Raw genomic sequence first — 23768 nt, 5'->3', positions numbered from 1 at the left:
GCCCGGCTCGGACAGTCGTTCCAACGGGCGGGGGTCCCGGATCATTCCCGCCCCACGCGACGGTTTCCGGCTCAGTTCCCGTCCCTCTCGGGAACGGCGTCGGACCCCGTCTCGGCGAGCCGGGCCAGCAGGTCGCGCAACCGGGCCCGCTCGGTCTCGTCGAGCGGGGCGAGGAACTCGGCGGCCAGCGCACGGGCCTCGGTCGCGGCCCCGGCGGCCAGGCGTTCCCCCTCGTCGGTGAGGTGGACCAGCCGTCGTCGCTGGTCGGTCTCGGAGCGGGTGCGACTCAGCCAGCCGTGGCGCTCCATCCGGCGCAGCAGCTCGGTGGTGGTGCCCTTGTCGGTCGCGGCGAGCGATCCGAGCGTGACCTGGTCGATCCCGGGACGGCGGCGCAGTGCGTCGAGCATCGCGTACTGCGGCTTGGTCAGCTGCGGGACGCGCTGCTGCCAGGTCGCGGTGTGGGACTGCAGGACCCGGCGGAGCAGGTGGACGACCGCCTCGTCGGCACCCGGGTTGCGATCGGTCATGCCGCGAGTATAGTGCGTATGCAAACAGTTAGTATACGAACTAGTTGGGAGGTGGTCCGGTGCGACTCGTCGTGGGAATCACCGGCGCGACCGGCGCGATCCTCGGGATCCGCCTGCTGGAGGCGCTGCGCGACGCCGAGGTCGACACGCACCTCGTGCTCTCGAAGTGGGCGCGGGCGACGATCGTCGAGGAGACCGGCTGGACGGTGCCCGAGGTCGAGGCGCTGGCCGGGACCGCCCACCCGTTCGGGGACCAGGCCGCGTCGATCTCCTCCGGCTCGTTCCGGACGGACGGGATGGTCGTCGTCCCCTGCTCGATGAAGACCCTCGCGCAGATCCGGCACGGCATCGCCGACGGGCTCGTCGCCCGCGCCGCGGACGTCACGATCAAGGAGGACCGGAGGCTGGTCCTCGTGCCGCGGGAGACCCCGCTGTCGGAGATCCACCTCGAGAACATGCTGGCCCTGCGCCGCGCCGGGGTGCGGATCGTCCCGCCGATGCCCGCCTTCTACAACCACCCGGCCGCGGTGGACGACGTCGTGGACCACGTCGTCGCCCGCATCTGCGACCAGTTCGACCTGCCCGCCCCGCGGGCCCGCCGCTGGACCGGCGGGTCCGCGCGTCAGAGGAGGAGCGCCTGATGGACACCTTCCGCGACTACCTGGCCGAGCTCGAGGGGCACGGCCAGCTCCTGCGCATCGACGACGAGGTGAAGGCCGAGCCCGACCTCGGCGCCGCCGGTGCCGCCGCCCCGAAGCTCGGCGACCGCGCCCCCGCGCTGCTGTTCACCGACGTCGCCGGGTTCCGCGACCCGAACATCGTGCTCAACGCGCACGGCTCCTGGGCCAACCACGCGATCGCGCTCGGGCTGCCGCCGGAGACCCCGGTGCGCGAGCAGGTCGAGGAGTTCGGCCGTCGCTGGGACGCCTTCCCGGTGCCGGTCGAGCGGCGCGCCGACCCGCCGTTCGCGGAGAACACCGTCGCCGCGGAGGCGGTCGACCTGTTCGCGCTGCTGCCGCTGTTCCGCATCAACTCCGGCGACGGCGGCTTCTACATCGACAAGGCCGCCGTCGTCAGCCGCGACCCCGACGACCCGGAGTCCTTCGGCAAGCAGAACCTGGGCATCTACCGGATGGAGGTCCAGGGGCCGCGCACGCTGGGTCTGCAGCCCGTCCCGCAGCACGACATCGCGCTGCAGCTGCGCCGCGCCGAGGAGCGCGGCGAGGACCTGCCGGTCGCGATCGCGCTCGGCAACGAGCCGACGATCCCGCTGGTGGCGGGCATGCCGATCGCCTACACCGACAGCGAGTACGAGATGGCGGGCGCCCTGCGCGGCTCGCCCTGCCCGATCGCCACCGGTCCGGAGACCGGGCTCGACGTCCCGTGGGGCTGCGAGATCCTGCTGGAGGGCGTCGTCCTGGGCCGCGAGCGGCACTTCGAGGGCCCGTTCGGCGAGTTCACCGGGCACTACTCGGGCGGCCGCCGGATGCCGCAGATCCGCATCGACCGGGTGTCCTACCGGACCACGCCCTACTTCGAGCACCTCTACATCGGCATGCCGTGGACCGAGTGCGACTACCTCATCGGGCCGAACACCTGCGTCCCGCTGCTCAAGCAGCTGCAGGCCGAGTTCCCCGAGGTGCGCGCGGTCAACGCCATGTACACCCACGGGCTGCTCGCGATCGTGTCGGTCCGCAACCGCTACGGGGGCTTCGCCAAGGCCGTCGGGATGCGGACCATGACCACCCCGCACGGCCTCGGCTACTGCAAGGTCGTGATCTGCGTCGACGACACCGTGGACCCGTTCGACCTGCCCCAGGTCATGTGGGCGTTGTCGACCAAGATGCACCCCGCGCACGACCTGGTGACCCTGCCCGACATGCCGGTGCTGCCGCTGGACCCCGGGTCCGACCCGGCCGGGATCACCCACAAGCTGATCATCGACGCCACCACCCCGACCGCCCCGGACGACCGCGGGCACTACTCCCAGGGCGTGGTGCCGCCCGACGACACCGCGGCCTGGGTCGAGCGACTCGGCCGGCTCGTCGCCGGCGACCGGAAGGAGAACCGCTGATGACCTGCCCCCGCTGCTCCACCGACGGCGCCGCCGTGCTCGCGACCTCCCCGGTCCCCGGGGTGTGGACCGTGCACCGCTGCGGCGCGTGCGGGTTCGTCTGGCGCGACACCGAGCCGCCCGCCGTCCGCGACGCCGCGCACTACCCGGCCCGGTTCCGGGTCACCGCGCAGGACGTGGCCGCCGCGGTCGACGTGCCGACCGTCCCGGAGCGCCGGACGTGACCCCGACGCTGATGTGGGAGGCCCGCGCCGCCGACGGCCGGCGCGACGAGCTCCTCGCCCACGTGCGCGAGCAGGCGGTCGTCGCGCTGGCCGGCGCCGAGCGCCACGAGCTGTTCGTCGCCGACGGCGGGCGGGTCGTCGTCATCGCGGTCGGGGTGCCGGCCGGGACGACGCTGCCCGAGCCGCCCGGCGAGCTGCTGGCCCGGCCGCCGCACTCCTGGGGCTTCGACCGGGTCGGCCCCTGACCGGTCCTCAGCCGGTCGCGAGCGCCGCGAGCACCCCGTCCGTCCACGGCGTCCACGCCTGGACCGCCCACGGCCCGAAGTCGCGGTCGGTCAGCACGACGGCGGCGGCGCGCACGTCCGGGTCGACCCACAGGAACGTGCCGGACTGCCCGAAGTGGCCGAAGGTCCGCGGTGACGAGTGCTCCCCGGTCCAGTGCGGGGACTTGCCGTCGCGGATCTCCATGCCCAGGCCCCAGTCGTTCGGCTTCTGCCGTCCGTAGCCGGGGAGCAGGCCGTCGAGCCCGGGGTAGGCGACGGTCGTCGCCTCGGCGACGGTGCGCGGGTCCAGCAGCTGCGGGGCCTGCAGCTCGGCGGCGAAGCGGGCCAGGTCGTCGACGGTGGACACCGCGCCCGCGCCCGCCGAGCCCTCCAGCCGGGTGTGCGTCATCCCGAGCGGGGCGCAGACGGCCTCGTGCAGGTACTCGGCGAACCCGATGCCGGTCGCCTCGGCGATGGCGCCGGCGAGCACCGCGAACCCGGTGTTCGAGTAGATCCGCTGCTCACCCGGGGCGGCACGGACGTCGTCGGTGTCGAACGCCAGACCCGAGGTGTGCGCGATCAGGTGGCGCACGGTCGCGCCCTCCGGGCCGGCCGCGTCGTCCCAGTCGACGGCGCCCTCCTCCACGGCGACCAGGGCGGCGTAGGCCGAGAGCAGCTTGGTCACCGAGGCCAGCCCGAACTCGCGGTCGGTGGCGCCCGCGGTGGCGAGCACGGTGCCGTCGGCGGCGACGACGGCCGCGCCCACGTGGTCGACCGGCCAGTCCAGGACCCGGCGCACCGCCGGGGCGAGCTCGGTCACGACGGGAGGTGCGGTCGGGTGCGCATGCCGTCCATCCTGGCAAACGGGCGGGACCGCAGCCGCCCGGGCGATGATCGGGCCCGTACCGCGTCCGCCGGGTCCCGCATCCGGCCGCGCACCGCGAGGGAGGGCACCGTGCCACTGCACCACGAGACGGCCGGATCGGGACCGCCGCTGCTGCTGGTCCAGGGCGGCGTGGCCGAGGCCGGCGCGGCCCGGATGCTCGTCGACGAGCTCGCCGTCACCCACCGGGTCCGCACCTACGACCGGCGCGGCGTCGGTCGCAGCCCGGCCGGGCCGGACCCGGTCGGGCTGAACGCGCACGCCGACGACGCCGCCGCGCTGCTGGCCGACACCGGACCGTCCGCCGTCGTGGGGGTGAGCATCGGGGCGGTGATCGGCCTGCTGCTCGCGGTGCGCCACCCGGACCTGGTCACGACGCTGGTGGCGCACGAGCCGCCGCTGCCCGGCCTCGTCCGCGATGCCGACCGCGAGGCGGCCCTGGACCGGGTCGAGGCGCTCGCCGCACGCGACGACCTCGGCGGGGCGCTGCGGCTGATGGCCGCGCTGACCTCGGGCGACGACCCCGTCGAGCCCGGCTACCGGCCGGAACCGCCGTCCGGGGACCCGGAGCCCGCACTGCGCCGGTTCCTGCGCCACGACGTCCCCGCGGTACGGGCCGTCCGCATCGACCCCGACGACATCACTGCGAGCGGGGTCCGGGTCGTCCCGACCGGCGGGGTCGAGTCGCGCGGGCGCTGGGAGCACCGCTGCGCCGAGGTACTCGCGTCCCGGCTCGGCCGCGGGCTCGTCGAGCTGCCCGGCGGCCACGACGGGCCCGTCACGCACCCGGTCGCCGGGGCGGCCGCGCTGCGCGGGCTGGTCGGCGGCACGTGACGCGCCCCGGATCCGCCACCCGGCCCGGACGGGCCCTGGTGGGGACGTCGGGGTGGCGCTACCGGCCGTGGCGCGGCACGTTCTACCCGCCCGGACTGGTGCAGCGCCGCGAGCTGGAGTACCTGTCCCGGCAGGTCACCTCGATCGAGATCAACGGGTCGTTCTACTCCCTGCAGCGCCCGGAGAACTACCGGGCCTGGGCCGAGCAGGTCCCGGCCGGGTTCGTGTTCGCGGTGAAGGGCCCGCGGTTCGTGACGCACCTCAAGCAGCTGCGCGACGTCGCGGTGCCGGTCGCGAACTTCCTCGCTTCCGGCGTGCTCGGCCTGGGGCCGGCGCTGGGCCCGGTGCTGTGGCAGCTGCCGCCCCGGATGCGGTTCGACGCCGACCGGCTGGCCCGCTTCCTGGAGCTGCTGCCGGCGAGCACCACGGCCGCCGCCCGGGCCGCGACCGGGCACGACGAGCGGCTCGACGGCCGGGCGCTGGTCGAGACCGACGCCGACCGCCCGCTGCGGCACGCGGTCGAGCCGCGGCACCCGTCGTTCCGGGACCCGGCGTTCACCGCGCTGCTGCGGGAGCACGGGGTCGCGCTGGTGCTGTCCGACTCCGCGGGCACCTGGCCGGTGTTCGACGAGGTGACCGCCGACCTCGTCTACCTGCGCCTGCACGGCCAGGGGGAGCTCTACAGCGGCGGCTACACCGCCGAGGCCCTCGACGGCTGGGCGGAGCGCGTCCGCGGCTGGCGCGACGCCGGGCACGACGTCGTCTGCTACTTCGACAACGACGCGAAGGTCCACGCACCGACCGACGCGCTGGCCCTGATCGACCGCCTCGGCTGACCTGTTCGGCCGACTACCGGCACGGCTGAACGGACCTGTCCTCACATTTGTTGATAAGGGCGGGCCGGCTGATACGCGGGCCGCCGTCGCCGCGACAGCCGTGGCGTGACCACTCCGCAGAACCGCCACGGCGCCCCGGACCTCTCCGGCCCGCCGCAGCAGCAGTCCGGCCCGCACCGTGTCCCGCAGCAGTACCGGGGGCCCCAGGGCCCCGGACGCCACCAGCAGCAGTACGCGCAGGACCCGCGCGGTGCCGCGCCGCAGGGCTGGGCGCCGCACCACCAGCCCCGGCCGCAGCACTCCGGCGGCAACCCGAACCCCTACTACGACGGCCACCCCGAGGTCCCCTTCGGCGGGCCGCCCTTCGGCCGCACCAACCCGGGCGGGGTCCCGCAGCAGGCCCGCAGCCCGCAGCAGCAGGCCCCGGCCGCCACCGGCGCCCAGCCGTGGCCGAGTGCGGCCCGGCGCGGCGGTGTCCCGCAGCAGCGCACCGCGGCCCCGGCCGTCCCCGCTGTCGCCCCGCGCAACGGGTTCGGCGTCACCGCGCTGGTGCTCGGGATCCTGGGCCTGCTGTTCTCCTTCATCCCGATCATCGGGATGATCGCCTGGCCGCTGGTACTGCTGGGCCTGCTGTTCGGTGTGCTCGGTGTCGTCCGGGCGAGCAGGGGCCGGGCGGACAACCGCGGGGTCGCGATCGCGGGCACCGTACTCTCGGCGATCGGGCTCGTGGTCTGCGTCCTCTACGCGTCGGTGTTCGCCGCCGCGGTGTCGGGTCTGCCGACGACCCCCTCGACGGCGACTCCGGCCGCGGCCGGGTCGGCAGCCTCCGGCGACGCGTCGGGTGCCTTCCCGGGTGCGACCGCCGACGACGTGGTCACCGATGCAGGTGAGACGCTGACCGTCGGGAACCTGCAGATCGCGGCCACCCCGCTGAAACCGGGCGACTCGACCATCGGGCAGACCCTGTGCTCGGACGTCACCTACACCAACACCGGATCCGGTACGGAGTCCTTCAACGGGGGCTTCGACTGGAAGCTCCAGGACCCGAACGGCGCGGCGCTGATGACCACGTTGCTCGGTTCCGACTCGCTGCTCTCCGCCGGCCGGCTGGCGCCCGGCGGCACCACGACCGGCAGCGTCTGCTTCGACCGGCCGAGCGGCGCGACCGGGCAGTACGTCCTGCTCTACGACCCGATGGACTTCTCCAACGGCCGCGGAGCCTGGCTCAACCAGGTCGGCTGACCCCGGACGGACGCCGGGACGCCCGACAGCGACGCGCCCCCGCAGTCGCTGGAGTGGTCACGCACGACGAGCGTCCCGACGAACGACGAGGCCCTCCCCGGGGACACCGGGGAGGGCCTCCCCACGTCCGGGGTCAGGCCGCCGGCCCCGCCGCGAGAGCCGGCACGCCCAGCAGCGGCGGCCCCAGCTGGATCGACGCCGGCCGCCGCTTCGACGGGTCCGACAACTACAGCACCAGCCCGGCGACGATCACGACGGCCCCCTCCGCGGCGGAACCGATCCGCCGCAGGGGGGCCGTAGTGGGGTCGGTGGCAGCGGGGTCAGCGGCTCGCGGCCCGCCGGTACTGCCGGCTCGCCAGCGGCGCGAACACCGCGACGATCACGACCGACCAGATCAGCACGTAGAGCACCGGGTGCTGCAACGGCCAGGCGTCCGAGGCGGACGCCGAGGCCGGGATCGCGCCGTCGTTGCCGAACAGGGTCCGTGCGGCTGCCGTGACCGCCGAGACCGGATTCCACTCGGCGAACACCCGAAGCGGGCCGGGCAGCGAGTTCAGCGGCACGAAGGTGTTCGCCAGGAACGTCACCGGGAAGATCACGATGAACGACGCGTTGTTCACGACCTCCGGGCTCGGCACCAGCAGCCCGACGAACGCCATCACCCAGGAGAACGCGTAGGCGAACACGATCAGCACCGCGAACCCGGCGAGCGCCTCGCCGACCGAGGTGTGGATGCGCCAGCCGACCAGCAGCCCGGTCAGCGACATCACGACCAGCACGATCAGGTTGTTCACCACGTCGGACAGGGTCCGGCCGGTCAGCACCGCCGACGACGACATCGGCAGCGAGCGGAATCGCTCGATGATGCCCTTCTTGACGTCCTCGGCGAGCCCGGCGCCGGTGTTCGTGGCCCCGAAGATGACGGTCTGGGCGAAGATCCCGGCCATCAGGAACTCGCGGTACCCGGCCCCGCCGCCGGTCGGGTCGATCGCGCCGCCGAAGACGTAGGCGAACAGCAGCACGAACATGATCGGGGACAGGGTGGTGAAGACCAGCAGGTCCGGGACCCGCTTGATCTTGATCAGATTGCGCTTCGCGACGACGGAGGCGTCGGCGAGCATGGTGGCGGCGGCGTTCACGGGGTCGGCTCCTCGGCCTGGTCCGCCTCGTCGGCGGGGCGCCCGGTCAGGGTGAGGAAGACGTCGTCGAGCGTCGGGCGGCGCAGCCCCGCGTCGTCGACCTTGGTGCCGGCCTCGGCGAGCCGGTCCAGCGCGGCGCGCAGCACCTCGACCCCGCCGCTGACCGGCATCGTCAGGGAGCGGCGGTGCCGGTCCAGCACGGCCTCACCCACGCCGAGCGGTGCGAGCAGCGCGGCGGTGGGCTCCAGGTCGTCGGCCAGGCTGGTCGTGACCTCCAGGCGCTCCCCGCCGACCTGCGACTTGAGCTCGTCCGCGGTGCCGCGGGCGATGACCCGGCCGTGATCGATGACCACGATCTCGTCGGCCAGCGCGTCGGCCTCCTCCAGGTACTGGGTGGTGAGCAGCAGCGTCGTCCCGCGCGCCACGAGCCCGCGGATCACGTCCCACAGATCGTTGCGGCTGCGCGGGTCCAGCCCGGTGGTCGGCTCGTCGAGCAGCAGCACCGGCGGGTCGGCGACGAGCGCCCCGGCCAGGTCGAGCCGCCGGCGCATCCCGCCGGAGTAGGTCCGGGCCGGACGGTCCGCGGCGTCGGTCAGGCCGAAGTCGGCCAGCAGCTCACGGGCCCGGTCCCGGGCCCGGCGGCGCCCCAGGTGGTAGAGCCGCCCGACCATCTCCAGGTTCTCGAACCCGGTCAGGTACTCGTCGACCGCCGCGTACTGCCCGGACAGGCCGATCCGGCTGCGCACAGCGGCGGGGTCGGCCAGCACGTCCACGCCGGCCACGGTGGCCTCTCCCGCGTCCGGTGTCAGCAGTGTGGTCAGCACCCGGACGACCGTGGTCTTCCCGGCACCGTTCGGTCCCAGCAGGCCGAGCACCGTCCCTTCCGGCACCGACAGGTCGACCCCGTCGAGTGCCCGCAGCGACCCGTAGGTCTTGACCAGTCCCGTGGCGCGGATCGCGTCCGGCATCGTGTTGTCCCCCTCGGAAGGTGCGAGCGGGGGCCACTGTGCCCTACGACCCTGACAGCCTGCGTCCTGATTCGGCCCGGCGGCGCGCGTGGGCGAGCAGCATCCGGCGCCCGACCAGCATCAACGCCGCCGACACCAGCATCACGACGGCGTTGACCGTCCACGCGGTCGGGAAGCCCGCGTGGGTGGCGAGCGAACCGAAGACGATCGGTCCGGCGAAACCACCGGCGTAGACACCGACCTGCACGATCGACGTCGCCGCTGCCGGGGCGGACGGGTTGAGCCGCACCACGGCGAACTGCAGCAGACCCGGCCACGCCCAGCCCAGCCCGAACGCCAGCACCACCCCGACGACCAGCGCGGGCGTCCCGGGCACGGCGAGCAGCCCGAACCCGCCGGCGCCCGCGGCGAGACTCGCCGCGACGACGGCGACGTGGCCGCCCGAGCGCATGTCCGCGAGCCATCCGTGCAGCATCCGCACCGACAGCCCCACCACGCTGCCGAGGGTCAGCATCAGCCCGGCCAGACCGGGGTCGATCCCGCGGTCCACCGCCGAGGCGACCAGGAAGATGCCGAGCGCGGTCGCGGTCCCGGCCGCGAGCCCGGAGGCCGCGCCGATCACCGCGAGCGCGGCCGTCGCCCGGTCGCCGGACCCCGTGCGACCCGCCGGGCGGGCGTCGGTGCGCGGGCACGCAAACAGTGCGCCCAGCGCCAGCAGCGCGCCGATCCCGTACGCCCAGCGCCAGCCCACGGTCAGCGCCACCGCGGGGACGGCCAGCCCGGCGAGCAGCGTCGCCGCCGGGATCGCGGCCTGCTTCACCCCGAACGACAGCCCCATCCGGTGCGCGGGCACCGAGCGCGCGAGCGTCAGGTTCGACGACAGCTGGCCCATCACGTTGCACCAGGCGCCGCAGAGCAGCAGGACGACGAGCGCGACGTAGGACCGCGCGCCCAGCGCCAGGGCCGCCATCAGCACCGACGCCCCGACCACGGCGATCCGGCTGGTCACCCGTGATCCGACCCGCTCGACGACCATGCCGACCGGCAGCGAGCACAGCGCGCTGACCCCGAAGTACAGCGCGACGACCAGCCCCAGCCCGGACGGGTCGAAGGCCAGGTCGCGCGAGAGCTGCACCGACAGGGCACCGGTGAGGAACACCGGGAGCACCGACGCCGTCGTCACGACCACCGCGCCGGTCGCGACGCGGAAGGCGGACGGCGCGGTGGTGTCCGTCGTGCCCGATTCGGTTGCGATGCTCACGTTCAGCAACGCTAACCGATATGCGTCAACCCTGGATGCGTGAGTCCCCGCGGCCGGCCCACTCCTTCTCGCGCAGCTCGAACTTCTGGACCTTGCCGGTGGAGGTCTTGGGCAGCTCGTCGACCAGCTCGACGTACTTGGGCGCCTTGTACCGGGCGATCCTCGTCTTCACGTGGTCGATCAGCTCCTGCGGCTCGGCGGAGCGGCCCGGCTTGAGCACGGCGAAGGCCTTGCAGACCTCGCCCCACTTCTCGTCCGGCACCCCGACGACGGCGGCCTCCAGCACCGCGTCGTGCGAGACGATCGCCTGCTCGACCTCGACGGTGGAGATGTTCTCGCCGCCGGAGATGACCACGTCCTTCGCGCGGTCGCGCAGCTCGACGTAGCCGTCGGGGTGTACGACGCCCAGGTCGCCGGAGTGGAACCAGCCGCCGCGGAACGCCTCGGCGGTCTTCTCCTCGTCGCGGTGGTAGCCCTTCATGACGTTGTTGCCGCGCATCACGATCTCGCCCATCGTGGCGCCGTCGCGGGGGACGTCGGCCATCTGCTCGTCGACCACCCGGACCCGGTCCGCGCACACCATGCCGACCCCCTGGCGGGCCTGGAGCCGGGCGCGTTCCTCGCCGTCGAGGTCGTCCCAGGCGTGCTGGTACTGGTTCACCGCATACGGCCCGTAGGTCTCGGTGAGGCCGTACACGTGCACGATGCGGAACCCCATCCGCTCCATCTGCAGGATGGTCGTCGGCGACGGCGGCGCGCCGGCCGTCGTGATCGTCAGCCGGTAGTCCAGGGTGACGGCCTCGGGCGCGTTCATGATCGTCGTGACGACGGTCGGGGCGCCGTTGAGATGGGTGACGCCGTGCTCGCCTATCAGCTGCCAGATCCGGTCGCCGCGGACCTCGCGCAGGCAGACGTGGGTGCCGCCGATCGCGGTCACGGCCCACGGGGTGCACCAGCCGTTGCAGTGGAACATCGGCAGCGTCCACAGGTAGACGCTGTCCGCGGTGTGCCCGGAGTGGACGATCTCGCCGAAGGAGTTCAGGTAGGCACCCCGGTGGTGGTACTCGACGCCCTTCGGGTTGCCGGTCGTCCCCGAGGTGTAGTTGATCGTGATGGTGCCGCGCTCGTCGTCGACGGTCCAGGGCAGCGGGGCATCGGAGCCGCGGGCGAGCAGGTCGGCGTAGCTCGTCCCGGAGCCGACGCCGTCGCCGGGCGCCGCCGGGTCGACGACGGTGACGATCTCGCGGACCGTGGCCAGCTCGTCGGCGACCGGGCGGACCGTCTCGTACAGGACGGCGTCGACGACCAGCACCGTGGCCGCCGAGTGGTCCAGGATGTAGCGGACCTCCTCGGTCGACAGCCGGGTGTTGATCGCGACCAGGACCGCGCCCGCGAGCGGCACCGCGAAGTGCGCGACGAGCATCTCCGGGACGTTCGGCAGCAGGTAGGCGACCCGGTCACCGGGCTCGACGCCCGACGCGGCGAGGGCGTTCGCCACCCGGGTCGCCTCCGCCGCGAACTCGGCGTAGGTGTGCCTGCGGTCGCCGTAGACGATCGCCGTGGACTCCGCGAACACCTCGGCCGAGCGGCCCAGGAAGGCCAGCGGGGTGAGCGGGGTGGTCCAGACGTCGGTCGTCGCGCCCTGTGTCACGGTCGGCTCCTTCGCAGGCGGTGCACTCGTCGCCGCGATCCTGCTCGCCGCGAGGAGTACCCGGCAACCCGCGCCGGCCGAGCTCCCGGCGCCTCCCCGGCCGCCGGGGCTCAGCCCTCGATCGTGATGGCGGCCTTGGGGCAGCTCCGTGCCGCCTCCTCGACCTTCGGCCGCAGCGACTCGGCCGGGTTCTCGTCGAGGATGTAGAGGTAGTCGTCGTCGCGCACCTCGAAGACCTCCGGCGCGACACCCATGCAGACCGCGTTGCTCTCGCAGCGGTCGAAATCCACGATGACCTTCATGGCACCCATGGTGCCCCGGCCGGGACGATGCCGCAGGACTGAGGGCTCCCTGACCTGCGGTTATGCTTCCCTTTCCCGTTCGGGAAGGCCGCAGGTCAGCGGCTGTCGCGGGTCTGGGCGGCGGTCGGCAACGGCTGCGGCGCGAGGTTCGCGCGGGCCTGCGCGGGCGCCGGCGGCGGGGTGGTGTGCGGCACCCCGGTGAGGAGCGCGGTCGTCGCCCGGGTGGTCACCGGGATGCTGCCGACCGAGGGCAGGCGTGCCTCGTCGGGTTCGAGCATCGCGGCCACGCCGAGCAGGGCGCCGAGCGCCACCGGGGCGGCCAGTGCCGCGAGTCGCAGTCGCGCCGGGTCCACGGCACACCTCCACGTCGACGACCGCGCGGGGGATGCCGGGGAGCGGCAGCGGCCGTCGACCCACCATCGGGTCGCGGCCGTCCGCCGTTACCGCCATCGGGTGATCCGGGTCAAGCGGGGCGCATCCGGACCACCCGATGGAGGGTGCTCATTCCCTGCGCAGAACCGGACGCAGCGTGTCCAGCACCGACGCGTCGTCGATGGTGGAGGGCACCGGCTCCTCGGCGCCGTCGGCGATCCCGCGCATCGTCTTACGGAGGATCTTGCCGGAACGGGTCTTGGGCAGGGCCGGGACGATTGCGACGTCCTTGAGGGAGGCGACCGCGCCGATCTGGTCGCGCACCATCTGCACGAGCTCGGCGCGCAGCCCGTCCTCGTAGCCCTCGGCGTTGCTGTCGACACCGGCCTTCAGCACCACGAACCCGCGCGGGACCTGCCCCTTCATGGTGTCCGCGACGCCGATCACCGCGCACTCCGCGACGTCCGGGTGCGAGGCCAGGACCTCCTCCATCCCGCCGGTGGACAGACGGTGGCCCGCGACGTTGATGACGTCGTCGGTGCGGCCCATGACGAAGACGTAGCCGTCGGCGTCGAGGTGCCCGCCGTCGCCGGTGAGGTAGTAGCCCTCGAACGCCGACATGTAGGAGCTGACGTAGCGCTCGTCGTCGTTCCACAGCGTCGGGAACGCACCGGGCGGCAGCGGCAGCTTCGCCACGATCGCGCCGTCGACACCGGGCTCGGCCGGGTGGCCCCGCTCGTCGAGGACCTGGACGTCCCAGCCGGGCATGGCACGGGTCGGTGAGCCGGGCTTGACCTCCAGCAGCTCGATGCCCGCCGGGTTGGCCGCGATCGGCCAGCCGGTCTCGGTCTGCCACCAGTGGTCGATGACGGGGATGCCGAGCAAAGCCGAGGCCCAGCGGTGGGTCTCGGGGTCGAGGCGCTCGCCGGCGAGGAAGAGGTACTTCAGGGAGGACACGTCGTACTGCCCGAGGAACGTGCCCTCCGGGTCCTCCTTCTTGATCGCCCGGAACGCCGTGGGCGCGGTGAAGACCGACTTCACCCCGTTCTCCTGGACGACCCGCCAGAACTGCCCGGCGTCCGGCGTGCCGACGGGCTTGCCCTCGTAGAGCACGGTCGTCGCTCCGGCCAGCAGCGGCGCGTAGACGATGTAGGAGTGGCCGACGACCCAGCCGACGTCGGACGCGGTGAAGATCGTCTCGCCGGGGCCGACGTCGTAGATGTTGGGCATCGACCAGGCCAGGGCGACGGCGTAACCGCCCGAGTCGCGCACCACACCCTTCGGCTTGCCGGTGGTGCCGGAGGTGTAGAGCACGTAGAGCGGGTCGGTGGCCTTCACCGGGACCGGGTCGGCGGGCGTGGCGTGGGCGACGGCCTCGGCCCAGTCGACGTCGGTCGGGCCCAGCTGCGCGGTGGCCTGCTCGCGCTGCAGGATCACCGTGGACGTGGGCTTGCGGTCCGACAGCTCGATCGCCCGGTCGAGCAGCGGCTTGTACTCGATGACGCGCGTGCCCTCGATGCCGCAGGACGCCGAGACGACGACCGTGGGCCCGGCGTCGTCGATCCGGACGGCGAGCTCCTTGGCGGCGAACCCGCCGAAGACCACCGAGTGGACGGCGCCGAGGCGGGCGCAGGCGAGCATCGCGATCGCGGCCTCGGGGACCATCGGCATGTAGACGACGACCCGGTCGCCGTGGCCGACGCCCTGGTCGCGCAGCACGCCCGCGAACAGCGCGACCTCGTCGCGCAGCTCCGCATAGGTGTAGGAGCGCCGCGAGCCGGTGACCGGCGAGTCGTACACCAGGGCCGTGCGGTCGCCGTTCCCGGCGTCGACGTGCCGGTCGAGCGCGTTGTACGCGACGTTCAGCTCGCCGTCGGGGAACCAGCGGTAGAACGGCGGGCTCGACTCGTCGAGCGCGCGGGTCGGGGCGACGTCCCAGTCGATCCCGTCGGCCGCGCGGAGCCAGAAGCCCTCACGGTCGTCCACACTGGAACGGAAGATCTCCTCGTAGGTGGTCACCGTCGTCCTCTTCCCCTGGCGATCCCGGCGGCCCACGGTGGCCGCCCCTCGTGTCGCCGACGACCCTAGGAGGTGACACCGACAGTGCGCAGCCCTCCCGTGGGCGGACCGCTCCGGAGGGACGGGCCGTTCGTCGACGACGATGTGCCGATCGTCGCAGTGTGACCGGGCGGATCCGTAACGTGATCGGGTGACGGCCCGACACAGCGCGTGGGGGACCCGTCCGATCCGCGGGCGGGCCCACGGACGAGAGGCGGTGCCGGTGCGGCCCGACGACGGTGCGGTCCGGTGGCGTGGCAGGCGGGGTGTCGCCGGTGCGGCGGTGCTCGGGACGCTGCTCGCCGGGCTCGTGGCCGCGGGCTGTGCCCCGGTCCCGTCGGTCGTCCCGGCGGCGGCCGCGGCGACGACGTGCACCCCCGGCTGGACGGCCGCCTGGCACGCCGCGCAGCAGGCCGTCCCCGGCGACAGCCTCGCCGGCCGGACACTGCGGATGGTGGTGCGGCCCGGCGCGGCGGGGGAGGAGCTGCGGTTGCGGCTGTCCAACCGGCACGGCGACGGGCCGCTGCGGATCGCGGCGATGACCGTCGGCACCACCGGCCCGGGCGCCGCGGTGACCCGGCCGGTCCCGCTGACCGTCGGCGGGGCCCCCGTGGCCGACATCCCGGCGGGTGCCGAGACGCTGACCGATCCCGCACCGGTCGCCGCCGCGGTGGGCGCGCCGCTGACGGTGAGCCTGTTCCTGGCCGAGGTGCCGCGCACGATCGGCTCGCACCCGGTCGCGATGCGCACCGCGTGGCTGTCCGGGCCGGGGGACCGCACCGCGGCCCCGGACGCGGCGGGCTTCGACACGACCCTGCAGTCCTGGCCGGTGCTGACCGGTCTGGAGGTCCTGGCGGCCCGCCCGGACGGCGCCGTCCTCGTGATCGGGGACTCCCTCGTCGACGGCGTGGGCTCCACCCCCGGCGGCGACGACCGCTTCCCCGATCAGCTCGCCGCCCGGCTGTCCGCGGCGGGCGGCGACCGGCCGATGACCGTGCTGAACGCGGGACTGTCGCGCAACCAGCTGCTGCAGGACGATCCGCCGGCCGGCGGTGACGCGCCGTCGACCCGCTGGGACGACGACGTGGCCGCCGTTCCCGGCGTGCGCGACGTGGTGCTGCTCGTCGGCACCAACGACCTCGCCGCCGGCGCGGCCGCCGGTGACCTCGTCGCCGGGCTGCAGGGCTTCGCCCAGCGGGCCCGCGCCGCGGGGCTGCGCGTGTTCCTCACCACCATCCCGCCGTCGGCCAGCGGCGGCCGCGCCACCCCGACGGCCGTCGCGGCCCGGGACGAGGTGAACGGCTGGCTCCGTTCGGACGGTCGTCGCTGGGCCGACGGGGTGATCGACGCGGCCGCCGCACTGGGCGACCCGGGTGACCCGCACCGGCTCCGTCCGGATCTGGACTCCGGCGACGGGCTCCACCCGTCGCCCGCCGGGTACCGGGCGCTGGCGGCATCCGTGCCGGTCGGGGAGCTGTCCGGCAGCCCCTGCCGGGTCTCGCCGGATCGCTGAGCCGCACCCGTCCCGCACAGCGCTGGGTGATCGGCCGTCACCCGGGAAGGGGCGTGCGGGGTCCCCGCACGATGGGTAACGTCTTGGTCACGGCCACAGCACGTGGCGGTACCGACGGACACCGGCACGCGGCGCGTCCCACGGACGGGCCCGGAGCAGGTCCTGGCGGCCTACGGGGAGGCCTCGTGACCATCGGCGCGAAGCGCGGCATCGACGACGACACCAGTTCCATTCCGGCGCCGCGGAACGCGGCCGACGCCTTCAAGGTCTCCGACGACCAGGTGCAGCGCGCCCGGCTCGTCGTCGCCCGGAACTCGGACGACTCCGAGGATCTGCGGGAGCTGCTCGACATGCTGGGGCTGATCTCCGGCAACCCGGAACAGCCGCCACCCGTGGCTCGCTGACCTGCGGCGACGCCGGAAACGGGGGGTGGTTGCAGGGCCCCTCGGAGCGGTGTCGTAAGGTTTACTCACTCCCAACGGACAGCCGTTGAGGGAAGGTCGAGGCCCTCGGGCCTGGTCCCAGCCCCCATCGTCTAGCGGCCTAGGACTCCGCCCTTTCAAGGCGGCAGCGCGGGTTCGAATCCCGTTGGGGGTACCGCGAGACACATCGGATACGATGCGTTTCGCGAGAGCAAGGCCCAGTGGCGCAGTTGGTTAGCGCGTCGCCCTGTCACGGCGAAGGTCGCGGGTTCGAGTCCCGTCTGGGTCGCTCCACTCTCTGGATCTCCGGTTCACCGGAGGCCGGGGCCAGGTAGCTCAGTTGGTACGAGCGTCCGCCTGAAAAGCGGAAGGTCGGCGGTTCGACCCCGCCCCTGGCCACAGTCCTGATCCCCCGCAGAGCCGGTCGGTAGCCACCGACCGGCTCTCGTGCGTTTCGGGGTCGGTTCGGTCACGATCGGCCGATGAGCTCCCACCCGCACGACATCACCGTCCCCGGCCCGCCCCGGCTGGAGGAGATCTCCGACGGGCTCTTCGCCTACGTCCAGCCGGACGGCACCTGGTGGATCAACAACGCGGGCCTGCTCGTCGGGCCGCAGGGGGCCGTCGCCGTCGACTCCTGCTCCACCGAGCGCCGGACCCGGGCCTTCGCGGCCGCGATCGGCGAGGTCACCGACCGGCCGGTCCGCACGCTGGTCAACACCCACCACCACGGCGACCACACGTGGGGCAACGCCCTGTTCTCCGGCGCGACGGTCGTCGCACACGAGCGGGCACGCGCGGAGATGATCGCCTTCGGCCCGCCCCGGGACCTGCCGTTCTGGGACCACGGCGACTGGGGCTCGCTCCCGCTGGACCCGCCGTTCCTCACCTTCACCGACCGCGTCGCGCTGCACCTGGGGGACCTGAGGGCCGACGTCCTCCACGTCGGGACGCCCGCCCACACCACCAACGACGTCCTCGTGCACGTACCCGACCGGTCGGTCCTCTACTGCGGGGACCTGGTCTTCCACGGCGGCACGCCGTTCCTGCTGATGGGCTCGGTGACCGGCGCGATCGACGTCCTGGAGCAGGTGGTGCTCCCGCTCGGGGTCGCGACGACGGTGCCCGGCCACGGGCCGGTGTTCCAGGGCGACGGGCCGGTCCGGGACACGATCGACTACCTGCGGTTCGTCCTCGACCTGGCCGAGCGCGCCCGCGACGCCGGTGTCCGCCCGCTGGAGGCCGCCCGCGACACCGACCTCGGCCGGTTCGGCGACTGGCCGGACGTCGAGCGCATCGTCGGGAACCTGCACCGCGCCTACGCCGAGCTCGACGGCGCCGAGCGCGGCGCCCCGATCGACACCATCGCCGCGCTCGCCGAGATGGTCGAGTACAACGGCGGGCGCCCGCTCACCTGCCTGGCGTGAGCACCGGTCGCCGCTCCCGCAGCGCGACGACGGCACCGGCCACCACCAGGACCGTCAGCGCCCCGGCCGCGGCGACGGTGAGCGCGTCCGGGGCGACGAGCGGCTGTCCGCGCAGGGCCTGCCAGGTCAGCAGGGCGAGCAGGCCGGTGTAGCCGTCGGCGGCCGTCGTCATCAGGTCGCGACGCACCCGTGGGTCGGCCGGCCGGGCCACCCGCCCTGCGGCCAGCTCGAACACGATCAGCAGCAGTGGCAGCAGCTGCAGCGCGTACATCCCGACGAAGTGCGGGACGCGCAGGTCACCGCCCAGCGTGCTCCACCCGATCAGCGGCAGGCCCGGGCCGCCGTCGGGGACGCCGACGGTGTGCGCCCCGGCGATCCCGCGGAGGTCGGCGAGCTGGTCCTTAGTCGGTGACGTCATCAGGAAGCCGAGCGCCATCCCGGCCAGCGCGAGCACCGCCCCGGCGCGGATCGCGACCGTGCGGGCGAAGTCGAGACGGACGGTGCCACGCGAGGATGTCCGCATGTGGATACTGTAACTATCGGATAGCTAAGCTGTCCATATAGCTCCCGTGGAACCGTGCGCGGCCCGCGTCCGTTGTCCACCCGTGTCCGTGATCGTCGACCGAGCCCTGCGTACCGCCGTCACCGTGTTGCCGCGGCGGTGGCGGACCGACCGGCGCTCCGCCCTGGTCGGCCTGACCGCACTGCGTCCGCACCTCGGCGTCGCAGGACTGGGGGTCGCGGGTCTCCTGCGGCTCACCGGGCTGCGCCGCACCGCGACGGCGGTGGGCCTGGCCGGCGCCGCGGCCGCCGCTCCCGCGCTGCGACGGGTGCTGCCGCGCCCGGACGGCCCGCTGCCGGACGGGCCCGAGCTGACCGTGCTCGTCGCGAACGTGCTGCTGGGGCGGGCCGACACCGGCGCGCTCGCCGCGACGGTGACCCGGGAGCGGCCGGACGTCGTCGTGCTGCCCGAGGCGGGCGTCGCCTACCTCGACCGGCTCCTGCCCCTGCTCGGCGGCTACCGCGGCTGGTCCTCGGTCCCGCCCGGCGTCCCGGACCAGCGCGGCACGGTAGTACTGGTCGCGCCGCGGGCCGGGGAGGTCGACGTCCGGCCCGGGCAGGGGATGCGGCTGCCGTACCTGGAGGTCACCGGTGGGCTGCTCGGTGCCCGGACGCTGTACGCGGTGCACACCTCCGCCCCGACGAACCCGCGGTGGACCGAGCTGTGGACCGGTGAGCTCGCGCTGATCGGGGAGTGGACCCGCACCCGACCGGCGCCGGTCGTGGCCGGGGACCTCAACGCCGTCGTCGACCACCGGCGGCTGCGCGACGCGTCCGGCGACTGCGTCGACGCCACCGACGGCACCGGGCGGGGGCTCGTGGGGACCTTCCCGTCGTCGCTGCCGCGCTGGGCCGGGATCCGCATCGACCACGTGCTCGTGCCCCGCGGGTCGGTGACCCGCCGCCACGTCGTCCTCGAGACCCCGGGCAGCGACCACCGCGCGGTGCTGGTGACGGTGCGGCTGCCCGGGACTCAGGGTCCGGCGCGGTAGCGCTGCGCGGAGCGGCTCTCCTGGGCGATCCGGCGCAGGGCCGCGAGCAGGGCGTCGCCGAGGACGGTGCCGACCAATGCGGTCTCCGCGGCTTCCTCGCGGTCGGTGGTCCGTCCGATCGCGGCCAGGTCGCCCTCCGCGGCGCGGTCGGCGGCCTCGGCCCACGCCCGCAGGGTCTCCTCGCCGGGGCCCCAGCCCAGCTCGTGCATCCGGGCCAGCACCGACCGGGCCCCGGCCAGCGCGGGCGCGTCCTTCTCGACCTGCCAGCCCACGTGGGCCATGGCTCCGGCCAGGTCGGCCTCCGCCTCGTCGAGCGAGCCGGACGCGCCGACGTCGCCGGTGATCGCGTAGACCGTCCGGCCGAGCATGTCGTGCAGGCCGACCGCGGGGTCGTCGACGGCCGACAGCACCTCGCGGACGGTCGCGATCGGCAGCCCGCCGACCTCGACGAGCGCCCGGATCAGGCGCAGCCGTCGGATGTGCGCGTCGTCGTAGCGGGCCTGGTTCGGTGACGTCGTCTCGCCGCGGGGCAGCAGGCCCTCGCGCAGGTAGTACTTGATCGTCGCGACGGGGACACCGGACGACCGGGACAGATCCGAGACTCGCACATCGGAGACTCTAGCTATCCGTTTCGGTCCAGGGTTCCGACAGTCCGTCGACGATGCCGAACGTCACCGCCTCCGCCGCCGACAGCCAGCGGTCCCGGGCGTCGTCGGGCAGTGGGGCGCCGCAGTACGCCGCGGTCAGCGACTCGATCTCGCGGCGGCGTCCGGCGAGGTGGTCGGCCCGGACCCGCACGTCGCCGGGGTGCGAGCCGCGGACCGGCCCGTCCGCGGTGGGCAGGAACGCGGCGTGCGCGCGAGCGAGCCGCTTGCCCGGCGTCCCCGACGCGACGAGGAACGGCACCGGGCCCGCGAGTGATCCCACGGCGACGGTCGTGACGTCGACGCCGAGCGTGCGGATCGTGTCGTGCACCGCCATCGCGGCGACCGGGGAGCCGCCGGGCGCCAGGACGTGCAGGGTGATGTCGCGGCGCGCGTCCTCCGCGGCCAGCAGCAGCAGGCGCGCGCAGGTCTCGGCGGCGACGTCGTCGTCGAGCTCGCGGGCGAGCAGCACGATCCGCTCGCCGAGCAGGCGGTCGGCGGGGTCGGACGGGGTGGACAGGACGGGCATCGGATCTCCGCTCCTCGGGTGCCGCCCGACACTAGGGCCGGGGTGGGCCACCTGACCTGCGGTTACGCCGACGGCGGACGGGGTTCGCCCTCGGCGGAGGTCGGGTCGGTGCCCGCGGTCGCGACCCGGCGCAGCAGCGTCCGGAGCGCGCCCTGCTCGTCCGGGGAGAGCGGCGCCAGGATGTGGGCCTCGGCGGCGCGCAGCCGGGTCTCGGTCTCGCAGAGCAGCGCCCGGCCGGCCGTGGTGAGCACGATCCGGCGGGCCCGCCGGTCGTTCGGGTCGGGCCGCCGCTCGATCAGTCCCGCCTCCTGGACCTTGTCCAGCAGGTAGGTCATCACGGTGCGGTCCACGCCGAGCTTGCGGGCGAGCGCGAGCTGGGTGGGCGGATCGTCCCCGGCCGCGGCGGCGAGCACCTGGAAACCGCGCTGACCGCCGGGCAGCGTGCCGACGACGCACTGCACCGCCGTGGCGTGGTCGCGCGCCACCCGGGTCAACGCCCACGCCAGGTCGCACTCGACGCTCTGCGGGGCGGACGGACCGGACATCGTCACAGGATACGTGCTTGCCAAGGTCTTCTCTCGTGCAGATACTCTGTTCAGCAGAACATCTTCACTCCAGATCGACCGGGAGGTCACCGTGTCCCTGTTCCGACTCGACGCGAGCATCCGCACCGAGGGCTCCGTCAGCCGCGAGATCGCCGACGAGGTCGAGCGCGCCTACCTCGACGCGCGACCGGGCGCCGAGGTCGTCCGCCGTGAACTGGGCACCGCCCCGCTGCCCGCCGACCTGTGGACCACCGCGGTCGCGGCCGGATACGTGGCCGAGGCCGACCGCACCCCGGAGCAGCGCGGGGCCCTCGCGCGCATCGCGGAGTTGGCTGACGAGGTGCTGGCCGCGGACGCCGTCGTCGTCGGATCGCCGCTCTACAACTTCGGCATCGCCGCGCACCTGAAGACCTGGGTCGACGCACTGATCACCGACCCCCGGTTCGCGCCGGGGAGCACGCCCCTCGCCGGCCGTCCGGTCGTGCTCGTGGTCTCCCGGGGAGGCGGCTACGGGCCGGGCACCCCGCGCGAGGGGTGGGACCACGGCTCCGGCTGGATCACCCGCATCCTGCGTGACGTGTGGGGTGCCGACGTGACCGTCGTGGAGACGGAGCTGACCCTGGCCGACGTGGTGCCCGCGATGAGCGAGCTGCGCCCGCTGGCCGCGGAGAAGCGCGAGCGCGCCCGCGTCGACGCCCGGACGGCGGGGGAGCGGGTCGCCGCGGTGACGCCGGCGGCGTGAGGCCCGGTCAGGGGGCGGCGCGCAGCGCGGCGAGCCGCTCCCGGGCGTAACCGGGCTCGACGGTCCAGCAGACGGCGACCTCCCACGCGTCGACGGCGCGGCGGGCCTCGCGGGCAGCCCCGGGCCCACCGTCGAGGTCGAGCGCCGTCCGGTCCACCCGGCACTCGTCCCAGTCGAGCAGGCCCGGACGTCCGTCCAGGACCCGGATGTTGCCCGGGCCGGGGTCGCCGTGGACGACGGCGACCGGACCGTCCACCACGGCCCACGCGGCCCGGCACTCCGCGACGACATCGGACGGCATTGCGGTCAGGTCCACGTCCCCACCCCGGTCGGCGCCCGCGAGCAGCTCGGTCGTGCCCACGAACCCCGGCCGCTGGCTCCGCCCCGAGGTGAGGGCGTGCAGCCGGCGCAGCTCGGCGGCGATGGCCGCCTCGTCGCCCGGCCCGGGTGGGTCGCCGTCGAGCCAGGTCCGGACGACGACCGCCCCGCACCGCCGCCGTCCGTCACCGGTCGGGACGACGTCGGGTACGCGGAAACCGTGGGCCCGCAGCTCGCCGGTCAGGTCGAGCTCCCAGTCCAGCGCCGCGGGCGTCCGCCCACTCCGGTGGACCACCAGCCGTCGGCTCCCGTCCGTCGCCGCCCAGACCGCGCCGCGGTGCCCGCCGCCGAGCCGGGCCGTGATGCGCAGCCCCGGCCAGGCGGCGAGCCCGGGCGGCCTCAGCCGGCCTTCGGTTCCCACAGCTCCGGCCGGTCGGCCAGCTTCAGCGGCAGCCCGAAGTAGCCGAACAGCTCGGTGTTGAGGAAGATGCTCAGCCCGGTGACGACCCCGTCCTCGATCCGCAGGGCCGTGATGCCCCAGGCCTCGAACTCGCCGTTCGGCCCGGACGGCTTCCACTGGGCGAAGCCGACCGTCCCGTTGATCTCCACCGGAGCCACCCGCGACCCGCGGCAGCCCTGCCCGGGGCCGGTCGCCATCCAGGCGATGACGTCGTCCCGGCCGCGGAACCAGAGCTCCAGCGGAGGCATGTTCTGCTCGACGTCCTCGTGGAGCAGCGCCGTCAGCGCCTCCATGTCGAAGGCCTCGAACGCCGCCATGTAGCGCATCAGCAGCGCGGTCTGCGCCGGGTCCATCGCCGGGGAGGTCTGCGGCGCCGCCTCGGAGATGCCCTGTTCGCCCAGGGTGGCGCGGGCGCGCTGCAGGGCGCTGTTGACCGACGCGACGGACGTGTCCAGCAGCTCGGCGACCTCGGCGGCCTTCCAGCACAGGACCTCGCGCAGGATCAGCACGGCGCGCTGGCGGGCCGGCAGGTGCTGCAGCGCCGCGATGAACGCGAGCCGGATCGTCTCCTTCGCGACGGCCTTGTCCGCCGGGTCCCCGGCCGGCGTCGACACCCGGGCGTCGGGCATCGGTTCGAGCCACTCGGCGTCGGGCAGCGGCTCGCGCAGCGACTCGGCGACGGGTGCGCCGGGGCCTCCGATGTCCATCGGCACGGCGCGGCGCTTGCGCCCGTTCAACGCGTCGATGCAGACGTTGGTGGCGATGCGGTACAGCCAGGACCGCAGCGAGGAGCGGCCGTCGAACTTCGCGACGCCCCTCCAGGCCCGGACCATCGTGTCCTGCACCGCGTCCTCGGCCTCGAACGCCGAGCCGAGCATCCGGTAGCAGTAGCCGGTCAGCTCGCGCCGGTGGTCCTCGAGGCGTTCCTCGGGTGGCCGCTCGTCCACGGTGGTGTCGGCGGCCCGTGCGGGTGCGCTCATG

Annotated in this window: 27 protein-coding genes and 3 tRNA genes; 15 read left to right on the top strand and 15 right to left on the bottom strand. The window is 74.2% G+C overall.

What is annotated here, in order from left to right:
- Positions 1-71: 71 nt before the first annotated feature.
- Positions 72-527, bottom strand: a complete 456-nt coding sequence (locus DMP15_RS27650; protein ID WP_073577907.1) for a MarR family winged helix-turn-helix transcriptional regulator — start codon at positions 525-527, stop codon at positions 72-74.
- A gap of 59 nt (positions 528-586) precedes the next feature.
- Here DMP15_RS27650 and DMP15_RS27645 point away from each other — a divergent pair, with 59 nt between their 5' ends.
- Genes DMP15_RS27645 through DMP15_RS27630 form a run of 4 tightly spaced genes read left to right on the top strand, consistent with a single transcriptional unit; the run spans position 587 to position 3070 of the window.
- On the top strand, positions 587-1168 hold the full coding sequence (locus DMP15_RS27645; RefSeq protein WP_073577906.1) for a UbiX family flavin prenyltransferase: 582 nt from the start codon (positions 587-589) through the stop codon (positions 1166-1168).
- A complete protein-coding gene (locus DMP15_RS27640; RefSeq protein ID WP_073577905.1) occupies positions 1168-2601 on the top strand; it encodes a non-oxidative hydroxyarylic acid decarboxylases subunit C in 1434 nt (477 codons plus the stop codon). The genes DMP15_RS27645 and DMP15_RS27640 overlap by 1 nt, the downstream gene beginning before the upstream one ends.
- Positions 2601-2825: a non-oxidative hydroxyarylic acid decarboxylases subunit D gene (locus tag DMP15_RS27635; protein WP_073577904.1), complete on the top strand. Its 225-nt coding sequence runs from the start codon at positions 2601-2603 to the stop codon at positions 2823-2825. The genes DMP15_RS27640 and DMP15_RS27635 overlap by 1 nt, the downstream gene beginning before the upstream one ends.
- The gene (locus DMP15_RS27630) at positions 2822-3070 is read left to right on the top strand and encodes a hypothetical protein (RefSeq protein ID WP_161152510.1); all 249 of its coding nucleotides are present in this window, start codon (positions 2822-2824) and stop codon (positions 3068-3070) included. The genes DMP15_RS27635 and DMP15_RS27630 overlap by 4 nt, the downstream gene beginning before the upstream one ends.
- A gap of 7 nt (positions 3071-3077) precedes the next feature.
- Here DMP15_RS27630 and DMP15_RS27625 read toward each other — a convergent pair whose 3' ends face one another.
- Positions 3078-3908, bottom strand: coding sequence for a serine hydrolase domain-containing protein (locus DMP15_RS27625; RefSeq protein ID WP_073577902.1), 831 nt, complete (start codon positions 3906-3908; stop codon positions 3078-3080).
- Positions 3909-4043: 135 nt separating this feature from the next.
- On the opposite strand from DMP15_RS27625, the gene DMP15_RS27620 reads away from it, so the two are divergent.
- The 3 genes from DMP15_RS27620 (at position 4044) to DMP15_RS27610 (ending at position 6883) form a co-directional block, all read left to right on the top strand.
- Positions 4044-4805, top strand: a complete 762-nt coding sequence (locus DMP15_RS27620) for an alpha/beta fold hydrolase (protein WP_253067621.1) — start codon at positions 4044-4046, stop codon at positions 4803-4805.
- Positions 4802-5641 carry a DUF72 domain-containing protein gene (locus tag DMP15_RS27615; RefSeq protein ID WP_073577901.1) on the top strand — a complete coding sequence of 280 codons (840 nt, stop codon included), beginning with the start codon at positions 4802-4804 and terminating at the stop codon, positions 5639-5641. Before DMP15_RS27620 ends, DMP15_RS27615 begins: the two co-directional genes overlap by 4 nt.
- Before the next feature lie 105 nt (positions 5642-5746).
- Positions 5747-6883, top strand: coding sequence for a DUF4190 domain-containing protein (locus tag DMP15_RS27610; protein ID WP_073577900.1), 1137 nt, complete (start codon positions 5747-5749; stop codon positions 6881-6883).
- 320 nt (positions 6884-7203) lie between these two features.
- Here the strand turns inward: DMP15_RS27610 and DMP15_RS27605 are convergent, their stop codons facing one another.
- The 7 genes from DMP15_RS27605 to DMP15_RS27575 form a co-directional block, all read right to left on the bottom strand.
- Positions 7204-8022 carry an ABC transporter permease gene (locus DMP15_RS27605; RefSeq protein ID WP_374203828.1) on the bottom strand — a complete coding sequence of 273 codons (819 nt, stop codon included), beginning with the start codon at positions 8020-8022 and terminating at the stop codon, positions 7204-7206.
- Entirely contained in the window at positions 8019-8990 is a 972-nt protein-coding gene (locus tag DMP15_RS27600; protein WP_073577899.1) for an ATP-binding cassette domain-containing protein, read from the bottom strand. Before DMP15_RS27600 ends, DMP15_RS27605 begins: the two co-directional genes overlap by 4 nt.
- A 43-nt stretch (positions 8991-9033) precedes the next feature.
- Positions 9034-10251 (bottom strand): MFS transporter, encoded by a 1218-nt coding sequence (locus DMP15_RS27595; RefSeq protein WP_304580207.1) that lies wholly within the window; start codon positions 10249-10251, stop codon positions 9034-9036.
- A gap of 25 nt (positions 10252-10276) precedes the next feature.
- Complete coding sequence (locus DMP15_RS27590) at positions 10277-11902, bottom strand: acyl--CoA ligase family protein (protein ID WP_073577898.1); 1626 nt, start codon at positions 11900-11902, stop codon at positions 10277-10279.
- Between the two features lie 110 nt (positions 11903-12012).
- Positions 12013-12204 (bottom strand): ferredoxin, encoded by a 192-nt coding sequence (locus DMP15_RS27585; protein ID WP_062399810.1) that lies wholly within the window; start codon positions 12202-12204, stop codon positions 12013-12015.
- 95 nt (positions 12205-12299) lie between these two features.
- Positions 12300-12557 carry a hypothetical protein gene (locus DMP15_RS27580; RefSeq protein WP_073577897.1) on the bottom strand — a complete coding sequence of 86 codons (258 nt, stop codon included), beginning with the start codon at positions 12555-12557 and terminating at the stop codon, positions 12300-12302.
- Between the two features lie 148 nt (positions 12558-12705).
- Positions 12706-14595 (bottom strand): propionyl-CoA synthetase, encoded by a 1890-nt coding sequence (locus tag DMP15_RS27575; protein ID WP_337826657.1) that lies wholly within the window; start codon positions 14593-14595, stop codon positions 12706-12708.
- A 256-nt stretch (positions 14596-14851) separates the two neighbouring features.
- Between DMP15_RS27575 and DMP15_RS27570 the strand changes: the two genes are divergently transcribed.
- The 6 genes from DMP15_RS27570 (at position 14852) to DMP15_RS27545 (ending at position 17996) form a co-directional block, all read left to right on the top strand.
- Positions 14852-16147, top strand: coding sequence for a GDSL-type esterase/lipase family protein (locus DMP15_RS27570; RefSeq protein WP_073577895.1), 1296 nt, complete (start codon positions 14852-14854; stop codon positions 16145-16147).
- 185 nt (positions 16148-16332) lie between these two features.
- Positions 16333-16551, top strand: a complete 219-nt coding sequence (locus tag DMP15_RS27565; protein ID WP_062399816.1) for a hypothetical protein — start codon at positions 16333-16335, stop codon at positions 16549-16551.
- A 120-nt stretch (positions 16552-16671) separates the two neighbouring features.
- Positions 16672-16744: transfer RNA gene (locus DMP15_RS27560), tRNA-Glu, on the top strand.
- A gap of 40 nt (positions 16745-16784) precedes the next feature.
- Positions 16785-16858: transfer RNA gene (locus tag DMP15_RS27555), tRNA-Asp, on the top strand.
- A 36-nt stretch (positions 16859-16894) separates the two neighbouring features.
- Positions 16895-16968: transfer RNA gene (locus DMP15_RS27550), tRNA-Phe, on the top strand.
- Positions 16969-17051: 83 nt separating this feature from the next.
- Positions 17052-17996, top strand: coding sequence for an MBL fold metallo-hydrolase (locus DMP15_RS27545; RefSeq protein ID WP_073577894.1), 945 nt, complete (start codon positions 17052-17054; stop codon positions 17994-17996).
- Here DMP15_RS27545 and DMP15_RS27540 read toward each other — a convergent pair.
- Positions 17980-18519: a hypothetical protein gene (locus DMP15_RS27540; protein ID WP_337826656.1), complete on the bottom strand. Its 540-nt coding sequence runs from the start codon at positions 18517-18519 to the stop codon at positions 17980-17982. The two genes, DMP15_RS27545 and DMP15_RS27540, sit on opposite strands and share 17 nt — an antisense overlap.
- An 88-nt stretch (positions 18520-18607) precedes the next feature.
- On the opposite strand from DMP15_RS27540, the gene DMP15_RS27535 reads away from it, so the two are divergent.
- Positions 18608-19549 (top strand): endonuclease/exonuclease/phosphatase family protein, encoded by a 942-nt coding sequence (locus tag DMP15_RS27535; protein WP_167379116.1) that lies wholly within the window; start codon positions 18608-18610, stop codon positions 19547-19549.
- Here the strand turns inward: DMP15_RS27535 and DMP15_RS27530 are convergent.
- The 3 genes from DMP15_RS27530 to DMP15_RS27520 form a co-directional block, all read right to left on the bottom strand.
- Positions 19531-20157: a MerR family transcriptional regulator gene (locus DMP15_RS27530; protein ID WP_073577891.1), complete on the bottom strand. Its 627-nt coding sequence runs from the start codon at positions 20155-20157 to the stop codon at positions 19531-19533. The two genes, DMP15_RS27535 and DMP15_RS27530, sit on opposite strands and share 19 nt — an antisense overlap.
- A 10-nt stretch (positions 20158-20167) precedes the next feature.
- A complete protein-coding gene (locus tag DMP15_RS27525; RefSeq protein WP_073577890.1) occupies positions 20168-20722 on the bottom strand; it encodes an ATP-dependent Clp protease proteolytic subunit in 555 nt (184 codons plus the stop codon).
- Positions 20723-20784: 62 nt separating this feature from the next.
- Positions 20785-21267 (bottom strand): MarR family winged helix-turn-helix transcriptional regulator, encoded by a 483-nt coding sequence (locus DMP15_RS27520; protein WP_073577942.1) that lies wholly within the window; start codon positions 21265-21267, stop codon positions 20785-20787.
- 91 nt (positions 21268-21358) lie between these two features.
- On the opposite strand from DMP15_RS27520, the gene DMP15_RS27515 reads away from it, so the two are divergent.
- Positions 21359-22009, top strand: a complete 651-nt coding sequence (locus tag DMP15_RS27515) for an FMN-dependent NADH-azoreductase (RefSeq protein WP_337826655.1) — start codon at positions 21359-21361, stop codon at positions 22007-22009.
- 7 nt (positions 22010-22016) lie between these two features.
- Here the strand turns inward: DMP15_RS27515 and DMP15_RS27510 are convergent, their stop codons facing one another.
- Both DMP15_RS27510 and DMP15_RS27505 read right to left on the bottom strand, forming a co-directional pair.
- Positions 22017-22748 (bottom strand): phosphotransferase enzyme family protein, encoded by a 732-nt coding sequence (locus DMP15_RS27510; protein WP_083659039.1) that lies wholly within the window; start codon positions 22746-22748, stop codon positions 22017-22019.
- Positions 22727-23767, bottom strand: coding sequence for a sigma-70 family RNA polymerase sigma factor (locus DMP15_RS27505; RefSeq protein ID WP_073577888.1), 1041 nt, complete (start codon positions 23765-23767; stop codon positions 22727-22729). The genes DMP15_RS27510 and DMP15_RS27505 overlap by 22 nt, the downstream gene beginning before the upstream one ends.
- Position 23768 lies beyond the last annotated feature (1 nt).

It is taken from the genome of Pseudonocardia sp. UM4_GMWB1 (assembly GCF_017312155.1).
Classification (GTDB): domain Bacteria; phylum Actinomycetota; class Actinomycetes; order Mycobacteriales; family Pseudonocardiaceae; genus Pseudonocardia; species Pseudonocardia alni.
This window is presented reverse-complemented; position numbering and strand designations above follow the sequence as displayed.